We start from the raw sequence: 12,338 nt of genomic DNA on the forward strand, positions 1-12,338 counted from the left end.
ATCAAGCACAGCCTGCTGATTTGTCTTGTTATTCGCTAGTAAACTCTCTGCAACCCGGCTTAGTTGTTTGTCCAGTAGAATTTGATGATTCAAAATAGCAATATGATGTCGCCAATAATAAAGTTTAATCCAATCTTGTCGAACACGTTGCTTTAACAACAACTGTTGATTATCGGCACTATCTTTAAACGCAGTTGAAGATTCCGTTTTAGCTAATGATTGATAATATAAGCTATGCCCATGTGGAAACTGCTGCATAATCCCAACTTGCAGTTGAGTCATGGGCTCTTGGCTAAAACTGAAGCTATCCGTTGGAACATTCATCGCGCCCACACTCATTTTTGGATCCGATAACTGATCCGCAGCAACAGCTTCATTTTTGAGCTGCTCACTATGGGCTGTTATTTCGGCTAACGTCGAGTCATGTTGTATGGCCAATTGCTCAGCTTGCTTTAGCGTCAACGCATACCCACTCGAAGGCATGACACAGGCACTAATCAACAACACGACGGCAAGCTTTTGTTTTAGCATCCCTGTCATATCCTTGCTTAAACCGCGTGATAATTGTGATATTATAAAAGCTTGTCAACTAGAAGTCTAACCTTAAGGTTAAACAATATGTCAGCATCAACATTATTAACCATTGGCAAGTTAGCCAAACTCACCGGGACCACCGCGGTGACTATCCGCTTTTATGCAAAACATGGTCTTCTACCCAAGTCAAAACGAAGTGAAGGAGGCTACAGGCTATATCCTGAAGATGTAATCCCAAGATTTCATTTTATTCGCAACGCAAAATCAGTCGGGTTCTCTCTTGAAGAAATTAAAATTCTACTCGATCTACAGAAATCTAAAAATTCAACCAGCAAGCATGTTAGAGACACAACGATTGGAAAAATAGAAGAAATTAAAACTAAAATAGACCAGCTTAAGAAAATGCAAAAGGCGCTTGAGTCTTGGGTTAATGTCTGCGATGGTAAAGTATCAATTGACAAATGCCCAATCTTAGAAAATTTATACAAAGAGTAATCAGCAACAGATCTGGCACATGAATTAAAAATCACCAAAAATAATTAGAAAATTTAATAATAATAGTTGCGATAATGTCAATTATCACGCTTTTTATGATCTGACTGACGGTGAATTCAGCAAATAATAATCGCAATACCATGCTACCAATTGATACGGCCCTACAAAAACTCTTTCACCAAATAATATCACCCCAATTTCGCTTACTAACTGCACCCACGGCAGCAATATGAATTTTATTCTTTTCACTTTTTGTTAGTAGATCGGATAAAACATTATTGGAGTTTGCGGGATCTATTGTTGTTGACAATAGCGGGTTCTCATTAGTCTTTGCTAGTTCTGATAAAATATGGAAAAAATTGTTTGCCAGGCTATTTGGGTCGCTTGGTTTATTTTTCAAAATATTTTTGATCAGCAAATATTCAAGATATATTGATGGAAAATCCAGCTTGTTCAGTTCCCTCCATATTTTAAGTAATTTTATCTCATTGGTTCGTCGAGATTGAGATACGTCATTGATATGCTTTTGAATATTAGTTTGTTTCCAAGTAGATAATTTAGAAACCCATAAGCTATGGTTGTTAGTGTTTCCTAATTGCTTTCTCGCGGGCGTGATATCTACCTCAAGGCCGTTAGATAATAAACTTGTACCAGATAATGTTATCCTGACAGAAACATTCTGTTTTCTTGCACTTGAATAACTGCCATTTAACTTATCGTATAACGATTCATAAATACTTTTTAATCCACCGTTATTTTCATTGCAGTTGCTTTTTAAAGAAACCAAAAAATCCACGTCTGATGCTATTGATACGGCTGTTCCTTTTGCTATTGACCCAGACTCAATGATTTCGATAAAACATGTGTTAGCCCAACTCTTCAGTGTTTCTTTTAAAGAGCTTATTGCTCCCATATAATTATTTAGGCTTCTTGGCGTATATTTTTGAATGACGTTATTTAAATACATATCACTGTTTGTCATAACTAACTGTAATTAACCCTGTGATTATATCGTTCATCAGGCGACCTCTAAAATTTACAATTACAGAATTTCTCTGTTGGTTAATCTCTTTCAAAATATCAACATCTTCTATCTTCCCTTCTTCCTGAGGCGCATAGATAATAAGCGCTTGATTATCTTTTTTTAACGACAAGATATCGTGCATTTCATTTTGAAAGTCTTTCCAGTGAACTAATAAAATTTGCAATTTACACGCTTTTCTCAAATCATTTTTATTCACTTGGATAATATTTTTTTCTTTAAAAATTTTTGAATCAATAAGCATGTCTCTTAAGCAGTTAAATTCATTTAATGAAAAAATAGCAATTTTGCTTTTTGATAGCCCAATTCCAAGTCTATACCAAACAGGTAGCACGCCTCTTATTACTAAATAGGCAGTATAAGAAAAGCCAAGTATCATTAATATTGTCGATATTCCTCCAACAATGCTAAAAAAAGGGCTCCCAAAAAAATTCTGTAACCACATTATCATTTATCACCCAAAAATTCAGTCTCACACGTCGAATACAAAAAAAATCGGCACAGATATTACCTCACTCATCTAGATCACTTTCATCGGTATCATAAACCTTATGACTAAGCTGCTCTGCAATTTCGTTATCTATAATATCTCTGTACTGTTTGAGTATCTGGATATAGAAAGAACGAACATCCTCATCTGATAATATCCAAGTAATTTGTGAATTAGTTAATGCTGCTTCACACAGGACCCTGACTTGCTCATCAGAATATCCTGTGCATTCTGATAACTTAGCTATCTGAATATGCGTCTCGGAAAATGTTGAACTAGAAACAAGTTTCTCAACTATAATTTGTTTCTTTAATTCAGTTGCTAATTTTATATCAGGATAATGCTCTTTAAAGAAGTCTGACAGCTTCTCATATAAAATTATCTTTGACTGTTTTTTTTCTTCCCACTCCAACATTAAAAACCTATTTGGTTTTTTTATTCCAATATTTAGACTAGAATAATAATCAGAATCCCCTGTTATAAAATATAAGTCTTCATTATCTGGTATTTCTATTAAAAGCGATTCCCAATTTATCGCATCACCCATGGACTCATATTTTTTACGTTTATTCTCCGTGTTGCCAGGAGGATTTCCCTTAACGGCTCGTATTTTTGCAAGCTGTATTACATTGTCTGTTGTCCCGATTGTTTTTGCTTTCTTAAATATAACATCTATTATTTCATCTGCTCTAAGCGACTCATCAGTGATAGCGCTCTCTATTTTTTCCATCAAGGCATTAAATGTTTTGATATATTCCTTTTCGGCGTCTTTTAATTCATGATATTCGTTATAGCTTTTGCATATTTGTGGCAATCCGGATTTTTTTGGGCTTTTTTCTTTAACAACACTGAGTGCTTGCTGTATTTTACTGTCGCGATTTCGGTTAAATTCATCTTTAACCTGCTCAGTGATCCAAAGAGATACTTCGCTGTCTAATAATGCAGTTAACTTATCAAGCTCATTCAAGTCATCATTAGACATATGATAAAAAGACAAATAGGTATTTGTATCAACAAATAAATGCATCACTCTCTTCCTATCTCTTCACGCTGAGAATTAGTGAATTCAGCTCTGATGAGCATATCGCTTCTCCAATCATTACTTGTACTAGAGGCTGATAAGCCATCAGAATATCGGCAACAATTTGTGACTCCACAAATTGTTGCGACCTCCCATTGTCGTCTTTAGCTTCAAATGTAACACCGCTTTTGTTGTGTGCGAGCGCTCGTATAGCTGACTGATGAAATGGCGCCAAAGGCATATGTTTAGAAACAACAACACCAATAACTCGATCGCTATCTGATTTAAACAAGGCTCCACCAGAATTTCCGTTATTAAAAGCCCCATTAATGATTAGATGTTTGGCTGCCATTCCACTATTTATAGATGGACGATCAACGAATCCTGATAAAAATCCAGTAGAAAATAATGGAGATGGCCCATTGTATCCAAGAGGGAATCCCCAGGTATACACGGATTCACCAATCAGAATATTGCTTCCTAAATCCAACTTCAGACCGCCTGAAAGTTTATCTGTAGGCTCAAGTAGAACAAGATCTAAATTTTTGTTGTAATGGCACTTTGAAAAAGTAATTTTCCTACCATCAGAAAATTGGCCAATTATATTTTTTACATCACCAGCTCCAGATATTACATGTAAGTTTGTAACAACAAAACCATTATCAATTAAAAACCCACTACCTTTAGAAGAAAAAGCATTATCGTAAATCATCAAAACATTTGGTATAACTTCCCTGCCAACATTTCCAGCAGCATCAATCGTCCACTGAGTGGAGATTGGAAATTGATTATTTTTAATTGTTTCACTCATCATATTGCCTACATTTTGTTACCTGGAAAGCAAGAAGAAATTCTGTATAACCCCCCTCTTCTGAGTGACAAGATATATTTCCACCCATGCTCTGCATTATAAGCTGGCAATATGCCAAACCAACACCTGTACCACCCTCTCTCTTCGAGTAATAGCGAGTAAAGATCTTAGAGATATCAGCTAAAGGTATCCCTTTAGCAGTGTCGCGAAAGCGAACGACGTTGTGCTTTCCGCTTTTTTCAACAGTGATAGTAATATCACCACGGCCCTGCTCTCTTATAAAGTATAAAGCGTTTTTAATTAAGTTGAAAAAGATATTCTTGGTTAGCGTCAAATCACCCAAAATCTGAAAATCATCATTTTGGTTAATGGTGATCAGCTCCCTATCCTGCTCACTTAGCGGATAATCGTTCATCACTTCATTTACAACCTCAAACATCGATAAGATACGATACTTCGATGTATCCACTTGTCCCGTTTTAAGATTGCGCAGCATCATATTAATAAATGTATTGGCGGCATGTATTTGATGCGAATAAGACTGGCATGATGATTTAAGCGCCATAAGCTGGCGATTATTAATTGTTGATTTGAATTCATGTGTTTTTGCAAAATACATGGCATTAACAAGCTCAGGCATAAATCGCTCGATTGCCTCAGCGCCACAACGCAACGACGTTAACGGGGTTCGCAATTCATGCGCAATACTGCAAGCTGCTATTTGATAAAATTCGGCTCGCATCTCAGCTCGCTTCTTTTCTTTCTCAAGTTCCTGCTTTTGCTTCTCGGCTGAAACATCAAAGGATATTCCCATGATCCCAACAATCCGCCCTTCACTGTTTCTTAACGGCGCCAGCTTCACGAGGTAATAATTAATCTTGCCTTCAGTGGTAACCTGGGTATCTTCAAATTCCATACCTTTACCCGAAGACATAACGTGCTTATCTAATCGTCGAATATGATCAGCTTGTGGTTTGTCCAGTAAATCATAATCATTCAGGCCTATGATTTCGTCAGGGCAGCTAAAACCAAAATAGGCGGCAAGCGCTTTATTGCACCCCTGAAATTCACCTTCGCGGTTTTTCCAATACACGTGGCCAGGCATCGCAGCGAGTAGCGTTTGGGAAAAGTTGGATTGAATGGTATCGGATTTGGTAATATCTAAAAGGTTTTCAATAACCATGGGCTGACCTCCTGTCTGATAGCTAATTGTACAGATTGACAGGAAAAAGTCCAGAGTATTTATGCATCACAGCAATATTGGTTATTTTTTTACCTTCTCAGCCGTGTTATCTCCACCACGCCTATATATAAGAGTAGCTAGGACGATCAAAACACACATCAGGGCACTTACGGCATATCCAATAACCATAATCCAATCTGAATGGTAGTACCCATATATCGAGCTGATGAGATTCAGTATGAAAAATCCGGCAAAGGTCAGTAACGAAATATCGTGGCCACTTTTAACTCTGACGATCCGTAAAAGCTGAGGAACAAACAACAACGCATTAATGAATAGCCCCAGCCCGAATAAAATATCAATAATGGTTTTCACGTCCCTGCCCTTTTACAACTTGATCACGCCTTGGCTTTTGCTCGGCGACGGATCTCTAACCTCACCCACCTTAGCCTATCAGGATAAAATGGTTTAACAAATTTTTCATAGATGGCTATCATCGCAGGCAGTCGCTTTGCTGGATAGACCTCAAAATTCCATTTCTCCCTTACCCATAGCGGCATTACCGCACATTCCTCCATAACATAGTTATGACAATGCCATTCTATCCGTTCCTTATCTTTACTCAATTCAGGATAACGCCGCATCAACTTATCTGTGAATTGACGGGATGTTTTCATAATTGCAGAGTGAACCACAATGTCTTCATGAAAAGCTTGCTCGGTCAGATCACGTTGCCGCCTGTAATCTGCTGAATCAAACCAATCAGCCCACCGATATACTTTTAACGGGATACTTAGCTCTTCAAATAATGGAGTGTGTCGTTCAAGCCAACGATCCGATTGCGCTAACAAATAATTTGAAGCGTTATCTTCCGTCAAATTTTCCGTCATCATCAAATTATGGCGCTGTAATAAATCAGCAATAACGACATGACACGATTGGAAATGCGTATTGATGAATTGCAGGATAGCTTCCAGTCGATCATCTTGATGATAATGTTGGCCTAAGCTGATTGGCAACACACAGGACGAGGTAGCAAACTGCTTCTTGCTATCAAGACAGTTTACGGCTCTAGCTTTAAATTCACCCCTTTTTTCCCTGCTGATAACCACAGCATGGTCCCCTATGGTTTTTGGTTCTTATTTTGTCCCCAATTAAATTCTGCTTTACTGAGTGTGATTAAACAAGTATCAATACAAAAAATGCATATAAAATGCACAATTATTTACCGTATTTATCTTTAATACTTTACGTACTGTATTTATTTTTCGGAAGCTTTTTCTCTGAGCAATTCGACTTCCTTTTTAGCTACCGCCGCATCTTGGCTAGCACGACTGAGTTGCTCGCCTTGTTTTTCATACCGTTCCAGTAGCTTGAACTCTCTTGATTCCAGATCATCAATTCTAGCTTGCGCAGCCGCTAGCTTTCTTTCGAGCGATAATTTTTCGGTATCAAACTCAACCTTTGCGTCATTGAGTTCAACTTTTGCAGTTGCCAGTGCATCTTCGGTTTTTTTTAGAAGCGATAAGTGTTCATCAATGCGGGATTTAAGAGCCACATTTTCTTTTTGTAGTGAATCGAGTTCCTTCACTTTGATATCCGCAATTGCTTGCTGGACAGCTTTAGGTAACTCAACGTCTTTCAAAATAGATAGGGTGCTAGCTGATCTTTCGCGCTCATATTTTTCACGGTAACTTGCGATCGTGCTTTTACTACCACCAAGGATATCATGGGCAGCATTAGTACCAGCCCTACCTTCTTCGACTAAAGATTCCCACACCTCAACGAACTTTTCATATGGGATACCGGGTCTGCCCTGCTTTGCCATGTGTGCACTCCTAATTTAATACCTTTTTAATACTGGTATTAAATAGTACTTAAATAGCATCGATCTGTCTACAGCCTCCGCGAGGCATGGGGTACAGCATGATATAAAGATAGGGGGTCGCGGGATAGCTCGGAGCTTATCCACAAAATCTGTGCGTAAGTCTGTGGAGATTATGCCCATATTATACAAAGATGCCCCTAGCCTGGTGTCTTTAAAGAAATGGTTATTTATTAGCCATTATAAAGGGGGGGGTAAAATTGTCCACATACCCATCACGGAGACGAAGCGCCCTTCAACTTTGCGCGCAGACTATAGTGTGGCTATGTGAGTCAATTTTTACTTCTTCATCGATACAAGCCGTGTCGATATCACTTGCTTGTGCGTCAACTCATCCACATGAGCAGGCCCATTAAAAGGCCAAGCGATTGTGGTTGAAGTTGTCCACATGCATCCGAATACCAAGCAACTTTTGCTTGGTATTTTAGGCACAAGGTTTGTGCCGTCACCCCTGCGTCACTGCCAGGGCGAGTGAGAACGAGCGAAAAAAAGGCAGTGACGCAGGGGTAAACGCCCCGCGTTCCAGCGCAGACAGCAAAAGCGGCGGTGGATTTTTTGTCCACACGAGCTGCGCTAACGTTTTGAAATACATCGTATTTTAAAACGGCGCATGACGATTGTGGGCAAGAAAATCCACGGACAAAGCGTGCTTGTTTGCGCTAAAAATCGCATGGAAAAACATGCGATAGCCTTTTTACATGCGGCAATTTCTTTTTAAAGGAATTGCAAAATTAAAATCTCATAGACACAAGCGCGCTTCGCGCGCTACAATAATTGCAATCGTGAGCTGCGCTCACGAGAAAAGGTTTAACAAGGCGAAAGCGACGTTGAGCCTTATTCAAAGTAATACTGACGAGTGGCTGAGATGCCACGAAACACTGAAGCTTAGCAGAAGTGTCTATTACTCAAGTCACATGCCGTCCTATGCGTCGTGAGCCTAACGAAAGTTAGCAGGACCCCAAAAGATTCTCATTCAAGTAGCACAAACAGTGTTCTAAAAGTTCTGGTCAGCTATGCCCACCACTTTCGAGTAAAAGAACGATGAATGACAATCCTTTTCAATCAACACCTATCGTCATGGTAAGTTTTACCGCAGATAGATTTGATTGCTCCTCGTATCGATATTCTCGATATCCCATCAATCGTCAAGCACCAATTCGCTTGATCTTGTTTCCAAGATAATAATGCTTGTGACAATTGTGAGCAGATTAGTGATTTTCGCATCACTAAACAGCATACCTTCCACGCCAATTGTTACCGCTTTCTTGGAAACTCATTGAACAATACTACGCCAAACGACTTTGTGCAGGTATTTCTCATTTAAATCGACTTATTGAATTGAACGTTAATGCAATGGAGAACTGATATGACGACCGACAAAACTGAACTTGAAACCAACGAAACGAAGAAATCGACTTTTTTGACCGATGAATCCTTTGATTTATTACGAGATGCTCAAAAACAGCTTCAAGACAAGACTGGATTTTCGCCGACATTAAAAATTCTGATTAATGACGTAGTGAATTCTGAATCAGTGAATAGAGCGATTGAACGATTTCAGCAAAAACTGACTTCGATTGAGTAAGAACAGGGCTTTGCCCCACCCGGCTTCATTTATAACGAGTGAAGATATCTTTAAAACACGAAAACTTAACTAAACGAGAGGAGAAATGACAAAACAAGACGAGAAAGACGACATTGTGATCACCGACCTAGTGTTATCGGTAGCGCCTGTGGAGTAGCTCCCAAGCGCAAACGACCTTGGCAACGTTAGTTGCAGTGTCGTGTCCTTACCTTAAGGCACACACAGTCGTATCAACACTAAACAATTAAGGTTCAGAGCTTCCATATCAGGGCTAACCGAGAAATTTAGGTCAAATGAATCAATGTATTCTTGTTGAAGATTGTTGTTAAAACTCTGGAGAAACTAAGTTGAGTAGAAAACATCGATTACAGCAAAACTGCCAAGCGGTTTTTGCAAAAGCGAATTACGGGAGTCACGCCACTCGCCGCGAGCATTATCGTCTCATTCAAACCATATGTGATGATCTTGCCGAACTAAAGCAACTGCCCCACTCTTTCAGGCAATTAACGCCGGATAATATCGGTAGCCTTGTCACACTTTGGCAAAAGAGAGGGTTAACTAAAGCCACTATTGGTAATAAACTGGCCGCTCTGCGGAAATTTAACCAGCTCGCGAAGTTAAAAATCGACATTCCAAGCAATAGACTACTTGGAAGCGTTAAGCCTGCGTCATTTTCGCCTAATGGTACCATACCAGAAAATATTAGCGCAAAGGTTCACCACCCTATTACTCTTTCTGTTGTCAATTTACAGCAGTTATTTGGACTCACAAGACTGGAAGCCATTCGTTTACGAGTAGCACCAGCACAAAATGAGACAAATCTAATCATTTACCGCCAAATTGCGCATAATCGACAAGATAGAGCCATCCCCATTACTACGGAGTCTCAAAGGAAGTGCTTGCTTGACAGAGTACAGTTAGAAAAAGCCAGCAAGTTGTTACAACAAAACCATGACGTTGTAGTTGGAAAGTTGATTGAAGCTGAGCTTATTGAGGCTAACCTAGAGCCAGCCATTGAAATCAGGATGCTTTATGCCCGAAATCGCCTAAATGTGTTACGTGGAACATTGGAGCTTCGCACTGCCTTGCTCACTTTATGCTCTGAAATGGGATTTAGTACGCCAAAAAAAATTAAGCAGTGGCTTTTATGAGTAAATCCAAGCAAAAATCTATTAATTTTTCGATTTATGAATTCATGAAAGGCCATAAAGGCAAAATGTCTCATGCAACTTACGCCGATCGTACCAACAGATTAGTGGCAACGTGCAGAGATCTCCACAAGCTAGGCTACGAGCCAACCCATATTGGAAGAATCAAACCCAAACATGTAGAGGTACTAGTAAAATACTGGCAAAGTAATGGAGCTTCTGTTGGCACAATAAAAAACAGGATGTCAGATCTGCGTTTTGTGTGTCGAGAATTTAATCGAGCAAACGTTGTAAAAGACAACGACGAATACCAAATAGGAAAGCGATCATATGTCCCAAGCAAAAATAAAGCCCTTCACGCCCCTAATTTTGAAAAGGTAGATGATGACTACATCCGGTGCTCTATCGAGCTACAGAGGGCATTTGGGCTTCGTAGAGAGGAATGTTTAAAGATTATTCCAAGCCAAGCAGATGAAGGCACGTTGCTTCGCCTTCAGGCGAGCTGGACTAAAGGAGGAATAACTCGCGCGATACCTATCACGAACAGCGAACAGAGATACTGGCTCGATAAAGCTAAGGAACTGGTTGGAAATCGCTGTTCTATGATCCCAGAAGGAAAAAGTTATATTCAGCAAAGACAACTTTATGACCGAGTTGTCTCATCCACGGGGCATAATAATTTGCATGGTTTACGTCATGCTTATGCTCAAAAGAGATACCGAGAGATCACTGGATGGCCCTCCCCAATTGATGGCGGCAAGACCAGAACCCAATTATCAAAACAGCAGAGAGAAATTGATTTACACGCAAGAAAAATCGTTTCATTTGAACTTGGTCATTCTCGAATTGCTATAGCAAAAAATTATTTAGGATAAATTATATAAATTTACTTGTTGGGTTTGTGTGATTGTGGTCAATCCGGAGGATTGTCCACAGTAAACACAAACTAACTATAGGTATATTTTATAGGTAATATAGGTAATATAGGGAGGTCTGAGAAATACATTATAATCAAATACTTAACCCATACCCGGTCGACCAAAAGTACGCAAAGGGTCGACTAAAGGTACGCAGATAGTCGACCAAACATACGCAAAATAGCCCCTCTAAAGTCGACCAAAAGTACGTGGATAACTTTGTTTAACAACAGGCTTATACACATTTCACTATACATACCTTATGTAAAGTAAATAAAGTATTAAATATATTACCCACTTTGTAGTGGTTTTATTTTTAATTTCGGATAGATATTGCGTTTTATGGTTTTTATTATTGAGGTCGACCAAAAGTACGCGGTTTGAAATTCATAACTCATTTGTTGCTCCACCTATAACTTACCATAAGTAATGAAAATATGGTAAATAAAGTATGTAAAGTAAATAATATTTATAAACCTATAGCGTTGTTCGATTAGTTCAGTAATATCAAAGCTGACAGTTAATATAATAAATAAAGTAAATACTTTATTCGGCATAAATATAATACTTACCCTGCTCTTGCTGAATCTGAATAATGATGCAGAGTTAATAAAGCATAAATCTATAGCCGGGAATCTGTACGTATATTACATACTTTACGTAATGTTAATAAGTTATTGTTTGTTGTAAGTTTATTTTTATATACTATCTAGGTTAGGGATTCATGGGTGAGAAATACTTTATGTAAAGTATTTATTTTAAGCGGTTGTATTATGAATAAAAAAGAGTTTATTGAAAGTTTGGCCAAGGCTGGAGACTTTAAACAAGAGGTCGCAGAAGGCGTCTATACAGTCTTTATTGAGACTTTGAAAATCTCCCTCTTAAGCTGCGATGATAAGGTTACACTGCCTGAGCTTGGGAAATTTGAGGTAAAAACAAGAAAAGCTAGAGACGGAGTTAACCCAAATACAGGTGAAAAGATAAGAATCTCTGAAAAGAGAACGGTATCATTTAAGCCGGCAAAAAAGCTATCAGAAGAATTAAACGAGAAATAATCTGATTACTTTAAATACTGTTCATAAAGATATTAAGTTAAATAAATTATGTTTGCTAGTCGCACTATGCGATCCCATCGTGGTTTTTGCTGCAAATGTCGACTAAAGATACGCATATCAGTACCTCGATGAACTTTTTACTTTGGAAAGCGAGCAAAGAGAAACCTCTAAG

14 protein-coding genes are annotated in these 12,338 nt (G+C 38.6%); 5 read left to right on the forward strand and 9 right to left on the reverse strand.

From position 1 onward, the window contains the following. A partial coding sequence (locus KIT27_11605; GenBank protein MCW5590292.1) for a hypothetical protein occupies positions 1–531 on the reverse strand: 531 nt, incomplete at its 3' end. An 87-nt stretch (positions 532–618) separates the two neighbouring features. On the opposite strand from KIT27_11605, the gene KIT27_11610 reads away from it, so the two are divergent. Further along, complete coding sequence (locus KIT27_11610; GenBank protein MCW5590293.1) at positions 619–1,029, forward strand: heavy metal-responsive transcriptional regulator; 411 nt, start codon at positions 619–621, stop codon at positions 1,027–1,029. A 175-nt stretch (positions 1,030–1,204) separates the two neighbouring features. Here KIT27_11610 and KIT27_11615 read toward each other — a convergent pair whose 3' ends face one another. The 8 genes from KIT27_11615 to KIT27_11650 form a co-directional block, all read right to left on the reverse strand. Further along, positions 1,205–2,011 carry a hypothetical protein gene (locus KIT27_11615; GenBank protein ID MCW5590294.1) on the reverse strand — a complete coding sequence of 269 codons (807 nt, stop codon included), beginning with the start codon at positions 2,009–2,011 and terminating at the stop codon, positions 1,205–1,207. Beyond that, positions 1,998–2,522: a hypothetical protein gene (locus tag KIT27_11620; GenBank protein MCW5590295.1), complete on the reverse strand. Its 525-nt coding sequence runs from the start codon at positions 2,520–2,522 to the stop codon at positions 1,998–2,000. The genes KIT27_11615 and KIT27_11620 overlap by 14 nt, the downstream gene beginning before the upstream one ends. Positions 2,523–2,583: 61 nt before the next feature. Further along, entirely contained in the window at positions 2,584–3,588 is a 1,005-nt protein-coding gene (locus KIT27_11625) for a DUF4935 domain-containing protein (protein ID MCW5590296.1), read from the reverse strand. A gap of 10 nt (positions 3,589–3,598) precedes the next feature. After that, positions 3,599–4,396, reverse strand: coding sequence for a trypsin-like peptidase domain-containing protein (locus KIT27_11630; GenBank protein MCW5590297.1), 798 nt, complete (start codon positions 4,394–4,396; stop codon positions 3,599–3,601). Beyond that, entirely contained in the window at positions 4,386–5,576 is a 1,191-nt protein-coding gene (locus KIT27_11635; GenBank protein ID MCW5590298.1) for a PAS domain-containing protein, read from the reverse strand. Before KIT27_11635 ends, KIT27_11630 begins: the two co-directional genes overlap by 11 nt. A gap of 81 nt (positions 5,577–5,657) precedes the next feature. After that, entirely contained in the window at positions 5,658–5,951 is a 294-nt protein-coding gene (locus tag KIT27_11640) for a hypothetical protein (GenBank protein MCW5590299.1), read from the reverse strand. Positions 5,952–5,974: 23 nt separating this feature from the next. After that, entirely contained in the window at positions 5,975–6,688 is a 714-nt protein-coding gene (locus KIT27_11645; protein ID MCW5590300.1) for a tRNA-dependent cyclodipeptide synthase, read from the reverse strand. Positions 6,689–6,837: 149 nt separating this feature from the next. Then, on the reverse strand, positions 6,838–7,404 hold the full coding sequence (locus KIT27_11650; protein MCW5590301.1) for a hypothetical protein: 567 nt from the start codon (positions 7,402–7,404) through the stop codon (positions 6,838–6,840). Positions 7,405–8,827: 1,423 nt separating this feature from the next. Here KIT27_11650 and KIT27_11655 point away from each other — a divergent pair. The 4 genes from KIT27_11655 (at position 8,828) to KIT27_11670 (ending at position 12,166) form a co-directional block, all read left to right on the forward strand. Continuing rightward, positions 8,828–9,046, forward strand: a complete 219-nt coding sequence (locus tag KIT27_11655; protein MCW5590302.1) for a hypothetical protein — start codon at positions 8,828–8,830, stop codon at positions 9,044–9,046. A gap of 347 nt (positions 9,047–9,393) precedes the next feature. Next, positions 9,394–10,197 (forward strand): hypothetical protein, encoded by an 804-nt coding sequence (locus tag KIT27_11660; GenBank protein ID MCW5590303.1) that lies wholly within the window; start codon positions 9,394–9,396, stop codon positions 10,195–10,197. Beyond that, positions 10,194–11,069, forward strand: coding sequence for an integrase domain-containing protein (locus KIT27_11665; GenBank protein MCW5590304.1), 876 nt, complete (start codon positions 10,194–10,196; stop codon positions 11,067–11,069). The genes KIT27_11660 and KIT27_11665 overlap by 4 nt, the downstream gene beginning before the upstream one ends. A 770-nt stretch (positions 11,070–11,839) precedes the next feature. Further along, complete coding sequence (locus KIT27_11670) at positions 11,840–12,166, forward strand: HU family DNA-binding protein (protein MCW5590305.1); 327 nt, start codon at positions 11,840–11,842, stop codon at positions 12,164–12,166. The last annotated feature ends 172 nt before the right edge of the window (positions 12,167–12,338 follow it).

The organism is Legionellales bacterium, from assembly GCA_026125385.1.
Classification (GTDB): Bacteria; Pseudomonadota; Gammaproteobacteria; order JAHCLG01; family JAHCLG01; genus JAHCLG01.

Excerpts from the sequence above, each read along its gene's own strand:
- KIT27_11610 (MCW5590293.1), top strand. The coding sequence starts at position 619 with ATGTCAGCATCAACATTATTAACCATTGGCAAGTTAGCCAAACTCACC.
- KIT27_11615 (MCW5590294.1), bottom strand. The coding sequence starts at position 2,011 with ATGACAAACAGTGATATGTATTTAAATAACGTCATTCAAAAATATACG.
- KIT27_11620 (MCW5590295.1), bottom strand. The coding sequence starts at position 2,522 with ATGATAATGTGGTTACAGAATTTTTTTGGGAGCCCTTTTTTTAGCATT.
- KIT27_11625 (MCW5590296.1), bottom strand. The coding sequence starts at position 3,588 with ATGCATTTATTTGTTGATACAAATACCTATTTGTCTTTTTATCATATG.
- KIT27_11630 (MCW5590297.1), bottom strand. The coding sequence starts at position 4,396 with ATGATGAGTGAAACAATTAAAAATAATCAATTTCCAATCTCCACTCAG.
- KIT27_11635 (MCW5590298.1), bottom strand. The coding sequence starts at position 5,576 with ATGGTTATTGAAAACCTTTTAGATATTACCAAATCCGATACCATTCAA.
- KIT27_11650 (MCW5590301.1), bottom strand. The coding sequence starts at position 7,404 with ATGGCAAAGCAGGGCAGACCCGGTATCCCATATGAAAAGTTCGTTGAG.
- KIT27_11655 (MCW5590302.1), top strand. The coding sequence starts at position 8,828 with ATGACGACCGACAAAACTGAACTTGAAACCAACGAAACGAAGAAATCG.
- KIT27_11665 (MCW5590304.1), top strand. The coding sequence starts at position 10,194 with ATGAGTAAATCCAAGCAAAAATCTATTAATTTTTCGATTTATGAATTC.